Raw genomic sequence first — 19,529 nt, forward strand, 5'->3', positions numbered from 1 at the left:
TTATGTTTGAAAAAGCAAAAAAAAACGGGACAGAACTTTTAGGAAAAACCAACAGAATTGTTGAAGGAACTTCGATTATAGGGGATATAGTTTCTAAAGCAGATTTTCGACTTGATGGAGAATTAATTGGAAATTTTACTTCACAGGGAAAATTAGTCATTGGACCATTAGGTATTATAAAAGGAGAAATTATTTGCCATAATGCAGACATCGAAGGAGAATTCCAGGGAAAATTAAAAGTTTTAGAAGTCCTTAATATAAAAGCCACCGCACGGATTCATGGAGAAGTAGCTGTTGGAAAATTGTCTATTGAACCCGGAGCTGACTTTACAGCAACTTGTACAATGCTCGCTCATTCAAATCAGGTAATAATGTTAGAAGATGGAAAAGGATCCGAATAAAAACAAACGGAACAAATGGATAGCACTCATTAATATTCCTTTTCAAATGGGGGTCATCATTTTTATTTTTTCATATTTTGGAACCTGGCTCGATGAAAATCATCCAAGCCCTAAATTAGAGTACAATACTATTTTTGTAATGATTGGTGTTGGTCTTGCATTATATAATGTCATTCGACAAGTTAATGATATTAATAAAACGAAGTAATTTTATTGGTTACGGCTCCTTAAATAAAAGTTGCATCTTTACATAAAATTATTTCAAATGCTTTTAAAAAATTCCAAACCTTTTTTTCATTTATTTTTGTTCACTGTAGTAGCATATATATTGCATAAAGCGGCTTTCTTTTCTCTAGAAATAAACACAGAAAGTTTTTATTATGCTGTTGAATTTCTGTACATGATTTTTTTCGCATCTACTCTGATATTACACCTTATATTATTAATAGTAAAAAAGAAGAATTTTCAAATCGTTGGAATGGTTTTCTTATTTGGAACTTTTACGCAAATGTTATTAGGTTATTTAATTCTGCAGCCGATTCTAAAAAACAATTTTGAATCAACAGATGTTGAAAAGCTCAGTTTTTTTATAACATTTATTTTGTTTTTGTTATTTCAGACGCTTTTAACTGTCGGATTATTAAATAAAAAGCTTTAAAACAGCAATTCTGTATAATAAGGTTCAAAAATTATTTTTTATATCCTTTTTAATATTAATAAAAAATGTACCTTTGCACCAAATTTTAGAAACGTAAAAAAATAAGATTTTCCACGATATGGTGATTTCAAACAAACCACTCAGATTTATTCTTGCAGCTTTTGTAGCTTCTCTTCCAATTATGGGTTTTGCGAACCCGGAGAATGACTCAACGCATGTTCAAACTGAAACAGCTCACGAAGAAAAAGTAGTTTCGCACAATGCTCACGAAGAAGGAGAGCATGTAGCTCTTGATCCAAAGGCAAAAGTGGATGCTTTTATTGATCATCACTTGCAGGATTCTCATGATTTCGTTTTCTTTTCAGATGAAAAAGAGAATAAACATTATGGTTTTTCATTACCAGTTATACTTATCGATGGAGGTTTGAAAGTTTTCTCTTCTTCAAAATTACACCACGGAGAAGAAGTTGCAGAAGTTGATGGTAACTACTATAAATTGGTTCATGGTAAAATTTACAAAACAGATGCTGCCGGAACAATCAACTTTGATGAGCATGGCCATCCATCTAACGAAAAACCATTAGATTTTTCAATTACTAAAAATGTGGTTTCAATGCTTTTCGTATCAATATTATTATTCTTAATGTTTACCGGATTAGCAAAATCATATAAAAAAGGACCAATCCCAACCGGATTTGGCAGAGTTTTAGAACCACTTATTATTTTCATCAGAGACGAAATTGCTGTTCCAAATATTGGAGAGAAAAAATACCGTAAATATATGGGTTACCTATTAACTGTATTTTTCTTTGTTTGGTTATTAAACTTATTAGGAATGACTCCTCTTGGAATCAACGTTACAGGAAATATTGCAATTACAGTTTGTCTTGCAGCATTTACTTTCATTATTACTCAATTCAGTGCTAACAAAGACTATTGGGGACATATTTTCTGGATGCCTGGGGTACCAGTTCCAATGAAAATCATTTTAGCTCCAATCGAGGTTTTAGGAACATTAACAAAACCATTTGCATTATTAATCCGTTTGTATGCAAACATTACCGCAGGTCACGTAGTAATTATGAGTTTGATCGCTATGATTTTCGTAGGTAAAAATTTGGCAGCAGATTTGCCAATCTCTTTAGGATTAACACTATTTATTTCGGTAATTGAAGTTTTAGTTGCATTTTTACAGGCTTTCATTTTTACAATGCTATCATCATTGTTTATTGGTATGGCAGTTCAGGATCATGATCATGCACATCATCACGAAGATGAAACTGCAATCATTTAATTTAGAAGTTTAATTTTTATATATAAATACTTATGGGAACAATTCCAACTTTAGTAGGTGCTGGTTTAGTAGTAATTGGTGCAGGTTTAGGTTTAGGTAAAATCGGTGGATCTGCTATGGACGCAATTGCTCGTCAGCCAGAAGCTGCTGGTAAAATCCAAACTGCGATGATTATTATCGCGGCTTTATTAGAAGGTTTAGCATTCGCTGCTTTAATCTTAGGAAAATAATAAAGGAGAAAATAACAGCATCTTTAACGGTTGGTTAAAGATGTTGTTACTTTAAAAAAGAAATTAAATATTTAATATAATTATATAAAATGGATAAGTTAATTAACGATTTTTCATTCGGATTATTCTTCTGGCAGGCTTTAATCTTGGTAATATTGATTTTGCTTTTAGTAAAATTTGCATGGAAACCAATTATGGAATCTATTACTGCAAGAGAAGAAGGTATTAAAAATGCATTGCTTTCTGCTGAAAACGCAAAAAGAGAAATGGAAAATTTACAAGCTGATAATCAAAGAATCCTGAATGAAGCTCGTGCAGAACGTGATGCCATGCTAAAAGAAGCTCGCGAAATGAAAGAAAAAATGATTGCTGATTCTAAAAACGAAGCACAAGAGGCTGGTCAAAAAATGATTGAGCAGGCTAAAGCGGCTATCGAAAGTGAAAAAAATGCTGCTATGGCAGAAGTAAAAGCTCAGGTTTCTACTTTATCATTGACTATTGCTGAAAAACTATTGAAAGAAGAATTATCTAATAAAGAATCTCAAAATAAATTAGTAGAGAAATTGTTAGGTGATGTAAAGTTAAACTAAGATTATGGCAAGTACAAGAGCAGCAATTCGTTATGCAAAAGCAATTCTGGACTTAGCAAACTCTAAAGGTGTTGCCGAAGCTGTTAATAACGATATGAAATCAATTGCTAATGCAATTGAAACAAATACTGAATTGAGCAACTTCATTGAAAACCCAACAACAACAGTTGAAGTAAAGGAGAGTGCTCTTTTGGAAGTTTTTGCAAATGTAAATGATGTAACCAAAGGTTTATTTCGTTTATTATTCGAAAACAAAAGATTTGAAATTCTGGATGCAATTGCATTAGAATATAATAAGTTATTTGACGAAGGCAACGGAATAGAAGTAGCAAAAGTTACGACAGCAATCCCAATGGATGCTGCTTTAGAAGCTAAAGTTTTAGCTAAAGTTGCAACTTTATCAGATAAGAAAATAACAATTGAAAATGTAGTAGATCCAGCAATTATTGGCGGATTTATTTTAAGAATAGGTGATCAGCAATATAACGCTTCAGTTGCAAACAGATTACAAGTATTAAAGAGAGAGTTAAGTAATTAGTTTTTATAACACAAAAAGTGTCTAAATTATAAATTAAGATGGCGGAAATCAAACCTGCTGAAATTTCAGCAATATTAAGAAAGCAAGTAGAAGGTTTTGAATCTGGTGCTACGCTAGAGGAAGTAGGAACAGTACTTCAGGTTGGGGATGGTATTGCTCGTGTTTACGGGTTATCTAATGTACAATATGGTGAGTTGGTTGAATTTGAAAACGGACTTGAAGCTATTGTATTGAACCTTGAAGAAGACAATGTAGGTGTGGTACTTTTAGGACCATCAACTGGTATCAAAGAAGGATCAACAGCAAAAAGAACCCAACGTATTGCTTCTCTTAAAGTAGGTGAGCAAATGGTAGGACGTGTAGTAAACACTCTTGGTTTTCCAATTGATGGAAAAGGACCAATTGGTGGAGATTTATACGAAATGCCTTTGGAAAGAAAAGCACCTGGTGTAATTTTCCGTCAGCCGGTAACTGAGCCATTACAAACTGGAGTTAAAGCAGTAGATGCTATGATCCCGGTTGGACGTGGTCAGCGTGAGCTTGTAATCGGTGACCGTCAAACAGGTAAATCAACTGTTTGTATCGATACAATCTTAAATCAAAAAGAATTTTACGATGCAGGAAAACCTGTATTTTGTATATATGTTGCAATTGGACAAAAAGCTTCAACTGTAGCAGGAATTGCTAAAATGTTAGAAGAAAAAGGCGCAATGGCTTATACAGTTATCGTTGCTGCTAATGCTTCTGATCCGGCTCCAATGCAGGTTTACGCTCCATTCGCGGGTGCTGCAATTGGGGAATATTTTAGAGATTCAGGTCGTCCAGCGTTAATCGTTTATGATGATTTATCTAAACAAGCTGTTGCTTACCGTGAGGTTTCTCTTTTATTAAGAAGACCACCGGGACGTGAAGCTTATCCTGGAGACGTTTTCTACTTACACTCTCGTTTATTAGAGCGTGCTTGTAAGGTGATTGCTGATGATGGTATCGCTAAGAACATGAACGATTTACCAGATTCTATTAAGTCTATCGTAAAAGGAGGTGGTTCTTTAACTGCATTGCCAATTATCGAAACTCAGGCTGGTGACGTTTCTGCATATATCCCAACAAACGTAATCTCTATTACAGATGGTCAGATTTTCCTTGATGGGGATTTGTTCAACTCTGGAGTTCGTCCGGCAATTAACGTAGGTATATCTGTATCTCGTGTTGGAGGTAATGCTCAGATTAAATCAATGAAAAAAGTTTCAGGAACTTTAAAATTAGACCAGGCTCAATTCCGAGAATTAGAAGCTTTCGCTAAATTTGGTTCTGACCTGGATTCTGTTACTTTAAATGTAATTGAAAAAGGAAAAAGAAACGTTGAGATCTTAAAACAAGGTTTAAATGATCCTTATCCTGTGGAAAACCAGGTTGCGATTATTTATGCAGGATCTAAAAACTTATTGAAAAATGTTCCTGTAAATAAAGTAAAAGAATTTGAAGCAGATTTCATCTCTTACTTAAACAGTAAACATAAAGATACGCTTAATGCATTGAAAGCTGGTAAATTAGATGACAACATTACTGATGTTATTGAAAAAGCAGCAAAAGAAGTTTCAGCAAAATATAACTAATTAGATAATTGGTAAATTAGATAATTAGAAAATGAACTAACATTATTCTAATTATCTAATTTTCAAATTGTCACATTTTCTAATTAATAGATGGCAAATTTAAAGGAAATCCGTAATAGAATTACTTCCGTTTCATCGACGATGCAAATTACATCGGCTATGAAAATGGTTTCTGCTGCAAAGCTTAAGAAAGCACAAGATGCAATCACTGCAATGCGCCCTTATGCCGAGAAATTAACAGAGTTACTGCAAAATCTTTCTGCTACACTTGATGGTGAAGTTGGAGGAGATTACACAGCACAACGTGAAGTAAAAAAAGTATTGCTTGTAGCAATAACTTCTAACAGAGGTTTATGTGGTGCATTCAATTCAAATGTTATTAAAGAAATCAAAAACCGTACTGAATTTTACGCAGGCAAACAGGTTGATGTTTTTCCTATAGGTAAAAAAGGAAACGATGTTTTGGCTAAAACGCACAAAGTTCACGGTCATCATAATGCGATTTTTGATCATTTAACTTTTGATAACGTTGCCGCTATTGCAGATAATCTGACTGAAAGATTCTTATCTGGAGAGTACGATAGAATTGAATTGGTTTATAATCAGTTTAAAAATGCTGCAACTCAAATTGTTCAGGTTGAACAGTTTTTGCCTTTAGCTCCAATTAAATCTGACGAATCAGTTTCGGCCGGAGATTACATTTTCGAACCTTCCAAAGAAGAAATTGTTTTGACTTTGATCCCAAAATCGTTAAAAACACAATTATATAAAGGTATTCGTGATTCATTTGCTTCAGAGCACGGAGCACGTATGACAGCTATGCACAAAGCAACTGATAATGCCACTGAATTGAGAAATCAATTGAAATTGACTTATAATAAAGCACGTCAGGCTGCTATTACTAACGAAATCTTAGAGATTGTTGGTGGTGCTGAAGCCTTAAATGGATAGTGAATATTCAAAGTTATATACAAAAAAGAGCCTGCAATCAAATGCAGGCTCTTTTTTTGTATTTAAGAATTCCCCATTATTCTTAAATTAGATTTTAAAATGGTGATTCTGGAGAATTCTTTTCCCCAAGAATCATTACCATTTTAAAGAGTTCAAGTGGATTTAACACACTTTGCTTTGTTTTTATGGGAACAAACTAGCTTTATTAATCCCATTGCTCACTTTTTAAAGGGTTATATTCAGCTCTTACAATCCCTTTGCTTTGTTTTTATGGGAACAAATTAGCTTTATCAACCCGATGCTTACTTTTTTAGAGGGTTGTGTTTCAGCTCTTACAATCCCTGTGCTTTGTTTTTATGGGAACAAACTAGCTTTATCAACCCGATGCTTACTTTTTAGAGGGTTGTGTTTCAGCTCTTACAATCCCTTTGCTTTGTTTTTTTATGGGAACAAATTAGCTTTATCAACCCGATGCTTACTTTTTAGAGGGTTGTGTTTCAGCTCTTACAATCCCTGTGCTTTGTTTTTATGGGAACAAACTAGCTTTATCAACCCGATGCTTACTTTTTTAGTGGGTTGTGTTTCAGCTCTTACAATCCCTTTGCTTTGTTTTTATGGGAACAAACTAGCTTTATCAACCCGATGCTTACATTTTTTAGTGGGTTGTATTCAGCTCTTACAATCCCTGTGCTTTGTTTTTATGGGAACAAACTAGCTTTATCAAACCAATGCTTATTTTTTTAAGGGTTATATTTCAGCTCTTAAAATCCCTGGTGCTTTGTTTTTTTAAGGGTTACCTATTAGCTTTAATCAATCCCGTGCTTTGTTTTTAGGGTACAAATAGCTAAATTATCCCAAGCTCTGTTTTTTTTACAGGTTACATCAGCTGTATCAATCCTATTATGCTTTGTTTTTAGGGTACAAAATAGCTTCATAAACCCGATGCTTTGTTTTTTTGAGGGTTACATATCAGCTGTATCAATCCCTTATTTTTTATAAAAAAGATTTACTTTTTTAGTATTACAAATATTTGATTATATTATTAGAACCACAATACCCACATTTAGTGATTTTTCAATTTTGTTATTTATACTAATTATAGTGTTTTAAGTAATTGATTTTCTATGTTTTATATTCGTTTTCCAATTTTATTACTTGATTACTTATGTAGGGATACATTATATAATAGAGATTTTGGCAGAATACTTTTTTGAAAATTATCGCAAATTTTAATTATAAATGATATTAAACCAAGTTTATTCTTATGGATTTGATTGAACTTAAAATAAAAAGCAAAAGAGCCAACAAATTAAAGTTGGCTCTTTTTAATATATAGTAGTTTCTAATTTTTTTTATTAACTATAAAATGGTGATCCTCAACTTCCCCAAAAAATTGAGAATCAATACCATTTTATAAACAATTGACAGATTATTCTCTGTAGTGCTTTGTCTTTTATGGGAACAAACTAGCTTTATTAGTCCCAGTGCTCTGTTTTTTTAAGGGTTACATTTCAGCAGAATCAATCCCTGTGCTTTGTCTTTTATGGGAACAAACTAGCTTTATTAGTCCCAATGCTCTGTTTTTATAGGGTTACAATACAGCAGAATCAATCCCTTTTGCTTTGTCTTTTATGGGAACAAACAAGCTTTATCAGTCCCAGTGCTTCCTTTTTTATAAGGGTTGTATCTAGCTTTCTCAATCCCTATGTGACAAATTTATGATGAGACTAGAAAAAAAATGTTACATAATTTTCTTATTTAAGTTATATATTTCACATGTGTAAGTTTTTTCTATAAAAAGAACTTGTAAATTTTTAACAGTGACTACCATTATATAACTATCAAAACAAAAAGTTATTTTCTAAATGATTTCACTCCTTTTTGCAAATTGTATTTGAAAATGAAACATCTTTAGGATTTTAGGTTGATGGTTAAGCTGCTATTTATGAAGTGTAAATCTTCTAAAGTTCATTATTGTAAGTGAATTCTACAAACCATTATAAAGGAATTGGTAAATGTGAATTATATTAAAGAAAAAAGCTAGAGTTAGGTTTAGAGCAATAATTTTTGATGTTTCACCGGAAATTCTGGAAGCATATATAATTATTATAACCAAAATATTCATTAAGTCTAAGTCTTAAATGAGAAATTATATCATTAAAATTGTCGTGAAGTTTTTTTATTGATTCGTTAAAAAGACCAATAAAACCAAAGAATTGGTTATTTTTGTTTTCCGAACTTTATTACTAATTATTTTGGGATTATATAAAAATCTTTTCAAACAAACTGCAATTTATGGACTGGCAACCGTTTTACCACGAATGCTCAGTTTTTTATTAGTCAGATTATATACAGGTATTTTACCTACAGCTGAATATGGCGAAGTTTCGATTGTTTTGTCCTGGATGGTTTTCTTTAATGTAATTCTTTCCTATGGAATGGAAACTGCGTTTTTTAGATTTTACAGCGCCGAAGATGACAAGAAAAATGTAATTGCAACAGCTACAATATCGGTATTTTGGACTTCGATTGGATTTTTATTCGCCGCATTAATCTTTAGAAATACATTGGCAAACTGGGCAGAAGTCGATACGCAGTATGTTACCTATTCAGTTTGGATTTTGGTTCTCGATGCATTGGTTTTAATACCGTTTTCTAAACTTAGAGCCAATCAGCGACCAATGGTTTATGCAGCCATTAAAATTGGAAATGTTGTTATAAACCTTTTACTCAATATTTTTTTCTTACTCTATTTGCCAAAACTGGCCACCGATAATCCCAATTCTGTCTGGGATAATTTATATATTGAAAATTTTCAGATTGCCTATATTTTCATCGCAAATCTTTTAGCAAGTTTAGCCACATTCATTGTTCTTTCACCAAATTATCTTTCCCTCGGAAGAAGATTTGATGCTGTACTTTGGAAAAAAATGATGAAATATGGTTTGCCAATTCTTGTTGCCGGAATTGCATTTGCAGTTAATGAACATTTTGATAAAATTTTATTGGGCTATTTATTGCCAGAAAATTTAGCGAAGTCCGAAGTTGGTGCTTATTCGGCTTGTTATAAGTTAGGATTATTTATGGTTTTGTTTGCCACAGCATTCAGACTCGGAATTGAGCCTTTCTTTTTTAGTCATGCCAAAAATGAAAATGCGCCACAAACCTATGCCGTTATCACGAAGTATTTTGTGATTTTAGGATCACTGATCTTATTGGGAGTAATTGTTTTTGCAGATATTTTAAAACTCCTTTTACTTGATAATAAATCGTATTGGGAAGCCATGAAAGTTGTTCCATTAATTATTCTGGCCAATTTTTTCTTAGGAATTTATAATAATTTATCTGTTTGGTATAAATTGACAGATAAAACAAGAATTGGCGCATATATTTCTATCGTTGGTGCTATTGTAACACTGTTTTTAAATTACTTGTTAATTCCAAAATACAGTTATTACGGATCAGCAATTGCAACTATATCAGCTTACGGAAGTATGATGTTCATTTCCTATATATTAGGAAACAAATATTATCCAATACCTTATGATATGAATAAAATTGGAGCTTATCTTGGAATTTCAATTGTATTTTCAGCTATTTCATTTTATTGGTTTAGAGAAAATTATTTTGTTGGAATTCCGTTATTGCTAGGATTCATTTATTTTGTTTATCATAATGAAAAAGACACAATCAAAGGAATTATGAATAAAAAATAATGCCTTAAATTTTAAAATAAAATGAAAATACAAATCATCAATAAATCGCAGCACGACTTACCAAATTATGAAACAATTGCTTCGGCAGGAATGGATTTACGTGCCAATTTAACGGAATCAATAACTCTAAAACCATTAGAAAGAACCATCGTAAAAACAGGTCTTTTTATTGAGTTGCCAATTGGTTACGAAGCTCAGGTTAGACCAAGAAGCGGTCTGGCAGCTAAAAAAGGTGTTACGGTTTTGAACTCTCCCGGAACTATAGATGCTGATTACAGAGGTGAAATAGGCGTAATTTTAGTAAATTTATCAAACGAGGATTTTGTAATCGAAAACGGAGAACGAATTGCACAATTAATTATTGCTAAACATGAAAGGGCTGAGTGGATTGAAGTGGAAGAACTTTCTGAAACTTCAAGAGGAGCAGGTGGCTTCGGGAGTACGGGTGTGAAATAGTTCAGTAAACTGTATTATTCTAAATTGTATCGCTTTCAACTAAATACTTTGCAACTTTACCTTTAAAATTTTCAACCAAACCAAGGAGATTTTTTTAGTCTCGCCATAAAAAATAAATACAAAAAATGAAAATAATCGTTCCAATGGCAGGTCGCGGATCCAGATTACGACCTCATACTTTAACTGTTCCAAAACCATTAATTCCTGTTGCAGGAAAATCAATCGTACATCGTCTGGTTGAAGATATTGCCAAAATATTAAAACAACCAATTGAAGAAGTTGCCTTTATTTTAGGAGATGAAGCTTTTTTTGGTGATGATGTTGTTTCAAGTTTGCAGGATTTAGCCAAAGGTTTAGGGGCAAGAGCATCTATTTATCGTCAGGATTTACCATTAGGAACGGGTCATGCGATTATGTGTGCCAAAGATTCTTTATCAGGACCGGCCGTAATTGCTTATGCTGATACTTTAATCAGAGCAGATTTTGAACTGGATCCGGCTGCTGATTCCGTAATCTGGGTGAAACAAGTGGATCAGCCTGAAGCATTTGGTGTAGTAAAATTAAACGGCAATAATGAGATTACTGAATTGGTAGAAAAACCAAAAGAATTTGTTAGTGATTTAGCAGTTATCGGAATTTACTATTTCAAAGAAGTTGGCGATTTGAAAAAAGAACTTCAGGGCGTTTTGGATAATAATATTCAAAATGGCGGAGAATATCAGATTAATGATGGTATTAAAGCTATGATGGCAAACGGAAAAATTTTCAAAACAGGAAGTGTCGATGAATGGATGGATTGCGGAAACAAAGATGTGACGGTTGAAACAAATACCCGAATGCTTGGTTTTCTTCATAATGATGGAGAACATTTAGTGGATTATAATGTGACTTTAGAAAATTCAACTATTATTCCACCTTGTTATATTGGAGAAAATGTAGTGCTAAAAAATGCAACTGTGGGCCCAAATGTTTCATTAGGAAAAGGATGCCACGTTACGGATAGCTCCATAAAAAACAGCTTGGTACAAACCTATTCGCAAATAAAAAATGCTGATTTGGATAATGCAATGATTGGAAATCATGTGAGCTATGATGGAAAATTTAAAAGTATCAGTATTGGTGATTATTCTGTTTTTGAATAAAATAGTAATTTAAAATGAAATTATGTAAATGATGAGAAAGAGAGTGTTAGTAATTTTATTTTTCGTTTTACTAAGCAATTCTACTATGGTTATGGCGCAAACAGAACCTGAAGATATTGCTATGGCAACAGACGAATATCAGGACTCTTTTTATGAATCATTAAAACAGAAAGGAATTGAAAATTATGATAAGGCAATTATATCTTTAGAAAAATGTATTAAACTCAAACCAAATGATGCCGTTGCTTATTTTGAACTGGGTAAAAATTATTTAAAATTAAAGGAGTATCAAAATGCTCAAAACGCATTTGAAAAAGCGATTCAGATAGATCCAAAAAATAAATGGTACTGGTTAGGAGTTTATGATGTAAGTTTCGAAACCAAAAATTATACTCTGGCAATTGAAACGATCCAGAAGATTATTCCGTTTGACGAAGAATATAAAGATGATTTGATTTCATTATATATGATTACCAATCAGTTTGAAAAAGCACTTTTGGCAATCAATGAAATGAATGACAAATATGGAAAATCGGAAGACAGAGAAAGATATAAGCAACAGATTTTATCTCAGGGCAAATTTCAAAATACCGAAATAGACAATTTGATCAGTCAGATTAAACAAAATCCAAAAGAAGAATCTAATTATGTTAACCTGATTTTATTATATTCAAAAACAGCAGAAACAGATAAGGCTTTGGATGTTTCAAAACAACTAGCCAGGGAAATTCCAAACTCAGAGTGGGCGCAGCTGAGTTTGTTTAAAGGATATTTAGATCAAAACCAGGCAGGCAAGGCGATAAAGGCAATGAATTTTATTTTATCCAGCCCAAAAATAGATTCGAAAATTAAGCACAGAACGCTAAATGAATTTTTAATTTATGTGAATAAAAATCCGCAATATGCATCTGATTTAGAGATAGCGATTGGCTATTTTGACAACGATCCGAATGTTGATGTTGCTAAAGAAATTGGAAAATTTTATCACAGTAAAAACCAATTTGAGAATGCGATTAAATATTATGAAAAGCATTTAAGTTCCAATTCAGATAAAGATCGTGAAACAAATTTGCTTTTGCTTGAAGCTTATTCCCAGGCAAAGCAATTTGAGCCAATGACCCAAAGGGCGATGATGTTGATTGAAATTTATCCATCCCAGCCGCAATTTTATTATTATGCAGGATTAGGAAGTAATGAACTAAAACAATTTAAGAATGCAAAAACCGTTTTAGAAATGGGACTTGATTATGTAGTTGATGATAAAAAAATGGAAGCAAATTTTAATATTCAGTTAGGCGAGGCGTACAATGGATTGGGAGATGCTAAGAAAAAAGAGGAATACTTTTTGAAAGCAAATGAGTTATTAAAACAAAAAAAATAAGATGAAAAAATATATAGCAGTACTATTGGTAACAGGTTTAATGATTTCGTGTAAATCAAAATCTGTTGCGGTGCAAAATAGTAATACGGAAACACCAGTTAAAATTGACAATAAAACGGTAGAAAAACATTATGAAAACAAATTGGATTTTTCTACACTATATATCAAAGCAAGCGCAAAATATGTGGATGAAAAACAAAGTCAAAATGTAACAGCCGAAATTAAAATTGAAAAAGACAAGCAGATTTTAGTAAGTGTACGTTTTCTTGGAATCACAATGGCAAAATCTTTAATTACCACAACGACAGTAAGTTATTACGAAAAAATAAACGGTACGTATTATGAAGGCGATTTTACAAGTTTAAGTAAATGGCTGGGAACCGAACTGGATTACAGTAAAGTTCAAAATCTATTAGTTGGAGAAGCTTTGGATGATTTAAGAAAAGGAAAATATACACAGACAATTGTAGAAAACCTTATTCGTTTAGAAGATGAAAAAAGCACAAATCTGAAAAAGACTTTCTTTTTGGAGCCTGAAAAATATTTGCTGCAAAAAGAACAAATTTCGCAGTCTTCAGAAAATAGAATGTTAGAAATTAAATATTCTGATAATAAGGTTTTTAATCAGGGAACACTTCCAACCAGTATTGAAATTAATGCAATCCAGCCCAAAGGAAAGACGGATATTAATTTAAATTATAATACAATTTCGTTTAATGAAGAACTTTCTTTTCCATATAGTGTGCCAAGTGGCTATAAAAAAGTTATAATTAACTAAATTTGCAAAAAGAACATTAAAAATGCCAAAATTTCTCCTAAGCCTAATTTTTATATGCACCACAGCTTTTGTGTGGTCGCAGGACTCGCAACAAGAAAAACTGGAGCAGCGAAAAGCCCAGATTCAGCAGGAAATTCGTGAGAACGAAAAAATGCTGCAGTCAGTTCGGAAAAAGGAGAAGTCTGCTTTGAATGAATATTTAATTCAGGCAAATAAAATAAAACTGAAGGAGAAATTAATTAATACGACTTCTAAGCAGGAAAGACTTTTAGGCAATGATATGTACATTAATCAGCTAAAAGTAAATAAACTAAAAAGAGAATTGGCTGTATTAAAAGAAGATTATGCCAAGATGATTTTGAAGTCATATAAAAGTCGCTCCGAGCAAAGCCGTGCTATGTTTATTTTGTCTTCGGAGAGTTTTTTACAGGCCTATAAAAGAGCACAATATTTAAAGCAATATACCAATTTCAGAAAAAATCAAGGTTTAGAAATTCAGTCTAAAACAGCAGAATTAGTTGAATATAATGCTAAACTGGACAATCAACGACAAACAAAGAAAAAGATTATTGCTGAAAATCAAAAGGAAAAACAGAGTCTGGAAGTTGAAAAGAAAGAACAGCAAAAGCTGGTAAATTCGATTAAAAAAGACAAAAATAAAATTATTGCTGATACAAAAAGTAAACAACAGGAATCAAAAAGAATTGACAGACAAATCGATCGTTTGATTCGTGAAGCAATTGCTGAAGCAAACAGAAAAGCTGCCTTAGAAAGAGCAAAGGAAAATCCGGGTTCAACTACAGCAAAAGCCCCTGTTTCATCATCAAAAATTGCATTGACACCTGAAGGTAAAATTCTGGCTGCTGATTTTAAAGCAAACAGAGGAAAATTGCCATGGCCTGTAGAAAAAGGATTTATTTCGTTAGGATATGGAGATCAGCCACACCCTCTTTATCCCTCTTTAACGGTTCATAATTCAGGAGTCGAAATTACAACTGAAGCGGGTGCTACTGCACGTGCCGTATTTGAGGGTGAAGTTTCAAGTATCATGGTATTATCACCAATTAACAGGGCAGTTATGATTCAGCACGGAGATTATTTTACAGTTTATCAAAACCTGAGTCAGGTTTTTGTAAATAAAGGTGATAAGGTGAATATTAAACAAAGTATTGGAAAAGTAAGAACCAGTGGCGATACAGGTAAAACAGTTATCAAGTTTTTGATTCTTCAAAACACATCAAATAACAATCCGGAAGGATGGTTGCAAAACAGATAAGAATAAAGGGAGCTTTTTTTTTGCTCCCTTTTTTATGAAATAAAAATCTTCGTTTTTGAATTGAAATTGCTTCTTTCATTATGTTGAAATGATACGATTGAATTTAAAAATAGTATTTTTGCAGTATGGAAACAAACAGACAGAAAAAAATAGGCGGTGTCATCCAAAAAGATCTGGTTGATATTTTGCAGGGTGAAGTGAGAAAAAACGGAATTAATAATTTAGTAATTTCGGTATCCAAAGTAAGTGTTACTACTGATTTATCAGTGGCAACAGTATATTTAAGTATTTTTCCGCAAGAAAAAGCAAAAGAAACTTTAGAAGCAATAAAATCGAATACGAATTTAATTAAGCACGATTTATCACAGCGTGTACGTTTGCAATTGCGTCGTGTACCAAATCTGGTATTCTTTATCGATGATTCATTAGATTATATCGAAAAAATTGACAATGCTTTAGCAGGCAAAGAGAACCCAATCGAAAACCGTGATCTTTTAGAAAAAAGAAGAAAATCATAAATTGAATTTTCCCCTCTACATAGCCAAACGTTATCTTTTTAGCATCAGTAAAAATAACGCTATCAATATCATCAATGCAATTGCCAGTCTCGGAATTATTGTTGGTACTATGGCTTTGTTTGTGGTTTTATCCGTTTTTAGCGGATTGAAAGTTTTCAGCCTTTCTTTTACCAATGAAATTGACCCTGATTTAAAATTGACCAGCACGTACGGTAAATCATTTTTGATTACACCGGAAGATGAAAATCAAATTAAGAAAATAGAAGGAGTTGCTTCATACACCAAAATTATCGAAGAACGTGTTTTGTTTTTATTTAAAGACAAACAGCAGGTTACTTATCTAAAAGGTGTTGACAGCCTTTATCCTGTAGTAAACGATATCAAAAAAAAGCTTTTTAACGGACAATGGCTGAAGCCAGACAGCTATCAGGTTGTAGTTGGATATGGGATTTCACAGGATTTTTCTATGGGGATTCTGGACTTCGAAAATCCGTTGCAGGTATTTGCACCAAAACCCGGAAAAGGGGCAATCGAAAATCCAGAAGAGGCTTTCAATAAAACAGATGTCCTGCCTGTCGGAATTTATTCTATCAGTGAAGAACTCGATTCTAAATATATTTTTGCAGATTTAGGCCTAGCTCAGGAATTATTGATGTACAAGCCAAATCAGATTTCCGGCATCGAATTGAAATTGAAACCTAATGCTGATGAGAAAGCGATACGCTCTCAACTTCAGACCATTTTCAAAAATAAAATTACAATAAAAAACAGGGCACAGCTAAATGAGTCTTTGTACAAAATGCTTAATACAGAAAATATCGTTGTTTATCTAATTTTTACGCTCGTCATAATTGTAGCACTTTTTAATTTGGTCGGGGCTTTAATTATGATGATTTTAGAAAAGAAAGGAAACTTAAAAACACTTTTTAATTTAGGTACTGAAATTAATCATCTTCGAAAAATATTTTTATTGCAGGGAACATTATTAAGTGTTTTCGGAGGTATTATTGGTCTTATCCTGGGTATGGTTTTAGTATTATTACAGCAGCAATATGAATTGATAATGATAACACCAACTTTGGCTTATCCTGTTGTTTTCTCATTCGAAAATGTTCTTATTGTAATGGCTACTATTGTTATTCTGGGCTTTGTGGCTTCCTTAATTGCCAGCAGCCGTGTAAGCAAAAAGTTGCTGGATTAATATTTCTGCATAAAAAATATTACTTATATTTACCGACTCAAAAATCTACAGCATATGATTGTTTCTGCTTAATCCTATTTTATTTTTAGAATAATTAGGATACTTACGCTTTTATTTTCAGTTCAGACTACTACATACACCTGGACAATTTTATCATTTATCCTAAAATATCATGACAGAAACAACTATAAAGAAAAATCTATTTTCTAAAATTTTTATCACATTAAAACAAGCCCTGAAAGGCGACGAATCCTTTGATTACACATCCGGAAGTATCAAGAAAGCAGTAATTCTACTGGCTATACCAATGGTTTTGGAAATGATGATGGAATCGGTTTTCGCTTTAGTCGATTTATATTTTGTTGGCCATTTGGAACACAGCAGTTTTGCGATTCAGACTGTTGGTTTAACCGAATCGGTATTGACGGTTATTTATTCGCTTGCCATCGGAATGAGTATGGCGGCGACAGCGGTTGTGGCCAGACGTATCGGGGAAAAAGATCCAGTTGCTGCTGCAAAAGCCGGAATGCAGGCTATTATTATTGCTTTTGCAGTTAACAGCGTATTGAGCATTTTCGGAATTATGTATGCGAAAGATATTCTTATACTTATGGGATCATCCGTAGAATCTGCAGAACATGGTTTCAGGTTTACCCAAATCATGATTGGTTCCAGTTTATGTATTATGCTTTTGTTCCTGATAAACGGAATTTTTCGCGGTGCCGGAAATGCAGCAATTGCCATGAAAAGTCTTTGGATTGCCAACATCTGCAATATTATTTTGTGTCCGATTCTAATTAACGGATTCGGACCAGTTCCTGCATTTGGATTGGTTGGAGCAGCATTGGCCACAACTTGTGGAAGAAGTATTGGGGTTTTATATCAAGTCTATCACTTATTTTCAGGAAACGGAATTTTAAAAATCAAAATATCATACTTCGCACCGGATTTTACACAAATAAAAGCTTTGGTAAAAATTGCAGCTCCCGGAATTTTACAATTTGTAATCGCATCCTGCAGTTGGATTTTCTTAGCCCAGTTAGTAGCTACAACAGGAGGTGATCATGGTTCGGCAGGTTATCAGACGGCGCTTAGAATTATGATGTTTTTTATCCTTCCTGCCTGGGGATTGAGTAATGCGGCCGCAACTTTAGTCGGACAGAATTTAGGAGCCAAACAAATCGAACGTGCCGAGAAATCAGTTTTTACAACTGCCCGATACAATGTAATTTTCATGGCTTCGATTATGATTATTACGCTAGTTTTTGGAGACTATATTATCTATTTTTTTACGAATGATGAAATCGTCAAAACGATTGCTGCTGAAGCATTGCGCACGATGAGCATCGGATTTATTTTCTACGGAATTGGAATGGTTTTGATTAATACCTTCAACGGGGCAGGTGATACCTGGACGCCAACCGGAATTAATTTTTTCGGTTTTTGGCTGTTCCAGATTCCATTAGCTTATGTGTTAGCGAAACATTTTAATATGGGACCAACCGGGGTTTTCATCGCTATTCCGGTTGCTGAAACTGCGATTACTTTAGCCGGAATCTTTTTCTATAAAAGAGGAAAGTGGAAACGGGTTCAGGTATAATAAAAATGAAAGACCTTCAGTTACGAAGGTCTTTTTTTATGTTTTAAACAAACTCATACCCAGCATAAACCTGTTCAATTTCTTTCATAATGGCGAATAAATCTTCAGGTTCGTCAGTCGTAACTAATTTTTGTTTGAATTCTTTAAACGAATGAATTCCTTTAAAATAATTGGTATAATGACGGCGCATTTCTACAATTCCCAAACGCTCGCCTTTCCAGTCCATTGACCATTGCAAATGATTTCTGGCAGCTTCAACACGATCAATAACAGTTGGGGCAGGCAGGTGTTCTCCGGTTTTAAAGAAATGTTTGATTTCATTAAAAATCCACGGATACCCAATTGCAGCACGGCCAATCATGATTCCGTCTATACCATATTCGTTTTTATATTTTAAAGCTTTTTCCGGACTGTCGATATCACCATTTCCGAAAATAGGCATGGTAATTCTTGGGTTGTTTTTTACACGTGCAATATGCGACCAGTCAGAATGGCCTTTGTACATTTGAGCACGGGTCCTGGCATGAATGGTCAAAGCCTGAACACCAATATCCTGAAGTCTTTCTGCAACTTCATCAATATTTATGGAGCTGTCATCCCAGCCTAAACGTGTTTTTACTGTGACTGGCAAATCAGTACCTTTGATAACAGCTTTGGTCAGACGAACCATTAAATCAACATCTTTTAAAACTCCTGCACCTGCACCTCTGCAGACTACTTTTTTTACCGGACATCCAAAATTGATATCCACTAAATCTGGTTTTACCGTTGAAACAATTTTAGACGACATTTCCATTGCTTCTTCATCACCACCAAAAATCTGAATTCCAACAGGACGTTCATAATCAAAAATATCAAGCTTCATGCGGCTTTTTATAGCATCACGAATCAATCCTTCTGATGAAATAAATTCAGAATACATCATGTCGGCGCCATGTGTTTTGCATAATCTGCGAAACGGCGGATCACTAACATCTTCCATCGGAGCAAGTAATAAAGGAAATTCGGGTAATTCTATGTTGCCAATCTTGACCATCTTCAATATTTTTTGCAAAATTACAACATTTAGTTCAATTCACGGCAAAACATTAGTAGTGAGGTTCAAAGTACTGAAATTAAACCATATAAGTTATGTAAGTTCATATAAAAACTTTGCGCAAAGTTTAAATGAACTTACATAACT

Annotated in this window: 18 protein-coding genes; 17 read left to right on the forward strand and 1 reads right to left on the reverse strand. The window is 33.4% G+C overall.

Translation table 11 applies throughout. The features are described 5' to 3' along the window. Positions 1-2: 2 nt before the first annotated feature. The 17 genes from K8B81_RS14730 (at position 3) to K8B81_RS14810 (ending at position 18,346) form a co-directional block, all read left to right on the forward strand. A complete protein-coding gene (locus K8B81_RS14730; RefSeq protein WP_223682333.1) occupies positions 3-401 on the forward strand; it encodes a bactofilin family protein in 399 nt (132 codons plus the stop codon). Next, positions 382-609, forward strand: a complete 228-nt coding sequence (locus tag K8B81_RS14735) for an AtpZ/AtpI family protein (RefSeq protein ID WP_025571290.1) — start codon at positions 382-384, stop codon at positions 607-609. Before K8B81_RS14730 ends, K8B81_RS14735 begins: the two co-directional genes overlap by 20 nt. Before the next feature lie 568 nt (positions 610-1,177). Then, positions 1,178-2,353, forward strand: coding sequence for a F0F1 ATP synthase subunit A (atpB, locus tag K8B81_RS14740; RefSeq protein ID WP_025571268.1), 1,176 nt, complete (start codon positions 1,178-1,180; stop codon positions 2,351-2,353). A gap of 32 nt (positions 2,354-2,385) precedes the next feature. Beyond that, positions 2,386-2,583: an ATP synthase F0 subunit C gene (gene atpE / locus K8B81_RS14745; protein ID WP_008465835.1), complete on the forward strand. Its 198-nt coding sequence runs from the start codon at positions 2,386-2,388 to the stop codon at positions 2,581-2,583. 89 nt (positions 2,584-2,672) lie between these two features. Beyond that, a complete protein-coding gene (locus K8B81_RS14750) occupies positions 2,673-3,173 on the forward strand; it encodes a F0F1 ATP synthase subunit B (protein WP_223682334.1) in 501 nt (166 codons plus the stop codon). 4 nt (positions 3,174-3,177) lie between these two features. After that, on the forward strand, positions 3,178-3,711 hold the full coding sequence (atpH, locus tag K8B81_RS14755) for an ATP synthase F1 subunit delta (RefSeq protein WP_025571263.1): 534 nt from the start codon (positions 3,178-3,180) through the stop codon (positions 3,709-3,711). A gap of 38 nt (positions 3,712-3,749) precedes the next feature. After that, positions 3,750-5,327, forward strand: coding sequence for a F0F1 ATP synthase subunit alpha (gene atpA, locus K8B81_RS14760; protein WP_163396157.1), 1,578 nt, complete (start codon positions 3,750-3,752; stop codon positions 5,325-5,327). A gap of 90 nt (positions 5,328-5,417) precedes the next feature. After that, on the forward strand, positions 5,418-6,278 hold the full coding sequence (atpG, locus tag K8B81_RS14765; protein WP_025572978.1) for an ATP synthase F1 subunit gamma: 861 nt from the start codon (positions 5,418-5,420) through the stop codon (positions 6,276-6,278). A gap of 2,255 nt (positions 6,279-8,533) precedes the next feature. After that, positions 8,534-9,994, forward strand: a complete 1,461-nt coding sequence (locus K8B81_RS14770) for a lipopolysaccharide biosynthesis protein (protein WP_223682335.1) — start codon at positions 8,534-8,536, stop codon at positions 9,992-9,994. A gap of 21 nt (positions 9,995-10,015) precedes the next feature. After that, positions 10,016-10,450: a dUTP diphosphatase gene (dut, locus tag K8B81_RS14775; protein WP_223682336.1), complete on the forward strand. Its 435-nt coding sequence runs from the start codon at positions 10,016-10,018 to the stop codon at positions 10,448-10,450. A 125-nt stretch (positions 10,451-10,575) separates the two neighbouring features. After that, complete coding sequence (locus K8B81_RS14780) at positions 10,576-11,592, forward strand: sugar phosphate nucleotidyltransferase (protein ID WP_025572981.1); 1,017 nt, start codon at positions 10,576-10,578, stop codon at positions 11,590-11,592. Between the two features lie 31 nt (positions 11,593-11,623). Continuing rightward, positions 11,624-12,973 (forward strand): tetratricopeptide repeat protein, encoded by a 1,350-nt coding sequence (locus K8B81_RS14785; RefSeq protein WP_223682337.1) that lies wholly within the window; start codon positions 11,624-11,626, stop codon positions 12,971-12,973. Between the two features lies 1 nt (position 12,974). Further along, a complete protein-coding gene (locus K8B81_RS14790; protein ID WP_223682338.1) occupies positions 12,975-13,751 on the forward strand; it encodes a DUF4292 domain-containing protein in 777 nt (258 codons plus the stop codon). 22 nt (positions 13,752-13,773) lie between these two features. Continuing rightward, a complete protein-coding gene (locus K8B81_RS14795; RefSeq protein WP_223682339.1) occupies positions 13,774-15,027 on the forward strand; it encodes a murein hydrolase activator EnvC family protein in 1,254 nt (417 codons plus the stop codon). Between the two features lie 125 nt (positions 15,028-15,152). Further along, positions 15,153-15,545 carry a 30S ribosome-binding factor RbfA gene (rbfA, locus tag K8B81_RS14800; protein ID WP_223682340.1) on the forward strand — a complete coding sequence of 131 codons (393 nt, stop codon included), beginning with the start codon at positions 15,153-15,155 and terminating at the stop codon, positions 15,543-15,545. A gap of 1 nt (position 15,546) precedes the next feature. Further along, positions 15,547-16,746 carry an ABC transporter permease gene (locus K8B81_RS14805; protein ID WP_223682341.1) on the forward strand — a complete coding sequence of 400 codons (1,200 nt, stop codon included), beginning with the start codon at positions 15,547-15,549 and terminating at the stop codon, positions 16,744-16,746. 172 nt (positions 16,747-16,918) lie between these two features. Further along, positions 16,919-18,346 carry an MATE family efflux transporter gene (locus tag K8B81_RS14810; RefSeq protein WP_223682342.1) on the forward strand — a complete coding sequence of 476 codons (1,428 nt, stop codon included), beginning with the start codon at positions 16,919-16,921 and terminating at the stop codon, positions 18,344-18,346. A gap of 43 nt (positions 18,347-18,389) precedes the next feature. Here the strand turns inward: K8B81_RS14810 and dusB are convergent, their stop codons facing one another. Then, the gene (dusB, locus tag K8B81_RS14815) at positions 18,390-19,382 is read right to left on the reverse strand and encodes a tRNA dihydrouridine synthase DusB (RefSeq protein ID WP_223682343.1); all 993 of its coding nucleotides are present in this window, start codon (positions 19,380-19,382) and stop codon (positions 18,390-18,392) included. Positions 19,383-19,529 lie beyond the last annotated feature (147 nt).

It is taken from the genome of Flavobacterium hibisci (genome assembly GCF_020026925.1).
Classification (GTDB): Bacteria; Bacteroidota; Bacteroidia; order Flavobacteriales; family Flavobacteriaceae; genus Flavobacterium; species Flavobacterium hibisci.

Bases quoted from the DNA above. Each gene is read 5' to 3' on its own strand.
- K8B81_RS14810 (WP_223682342.1), top strand. From the start codon at position 16,919: ATGACAGAAACAACTATAAAGAAAAATCTATTTTCTAAAATTTTTATC.
- K8B81_RS14785 (WP_223682337.1), top strand. From the start codon at position 11,624: ATGAGAAAGAGAGTGTTAGTAATTTTATTTTTCGTTTTACTAAGCAAT.
- rbfA (WP_223682340.1), top strand. From the start codon at position 15,153: ATGGAAACAAACAGACAGAAAAAAATAGGCGGTGTCATCCAAAAAGAT.
- atpG (WP_025572978.1), top strand. From the start codon at position 5,418: ATGGCAAATTTAAAGGAAATCCGTAATAGAATTACTTCCGTTTCATCG.
- K8B81_RS14735 (WP_025571290.1), top strand. From the start codon at position 382: ATGGAAAAGGATCCGAATAAAAACAAACGGAACAAATGGATAGCACTC.
- dusB (WP_223682343.1), bottom strand. From the start codon at position 19,382: ATGGTCAAGATTGGCAACATAGAATTACCCGAATTTCCTTTATTACTT.
- atpA (WP_163396157.1), top strand. From the start codon at position 3,750: ATGGCGGAAATCAAACCTGCTGAAATTTCAGCAATATTAAGAAAGCAA.
- atpB (WP_025571268.1), top strand. From the start codon at position 1,178: ATGGTGATTTCAAACAAACCACTCAGATTTATTCTTGCAGCTTTTGTA.
- atpE (WP_008465835.1), top strand. From the start codon at position 2,386: ATGGGAACAATTCCAACTTTAGTAGGTGCTGGTTTAGTAGTAATTGGT.
- K8B81_RS14780 (WP_025572981.1), top strand. From the start codon at position 10,576: ATGAAAATAATCGTTCCAATGGCAGGTCGCGGATCCAGATTACGACCT.
- K8B81_RS14730 (WP_223682333.1), top strand. From the start codon at position 3: ATGTTTGAAAAAGCAAAAAAAAACGGGACAGAACTTTTAGGAAAAACC.
- K8B81_RS14790 (WP_223682338.1), top strand. From the start codon at position 12,975: ATGAAAAAATATATAGCAGTACTATTGGTAACAGGTTTAATGATTTCG.
- K8B81_RS14795 (WP_223682339.1), top strand. From the start codon at position 13,774: ATGCCAAAATTTCTCCTAAGCCTAATTTTTATATGCACCACAGCTTTT.
- K8B81_RS14750 (WP_223682334.1), top strand. From the start codon at position 2,673: ATGGATAAGTTAATTAACGATTTTTCATTCGGATTATTCTTCTGGCAG.
- dut (WP_223682336.1), top strand. From the start codon at position 10,016: ATGAAAATACAAATCATCAATAAATCGCAGCACGACTTACCAAATTAT.
- atpH (WP_025571263.1), top strand. From the start codon at position 3,178: ATGGCAAGTACAAGAGCAGCAATTCGTTATGCAAAAGCAATTCTGGAC.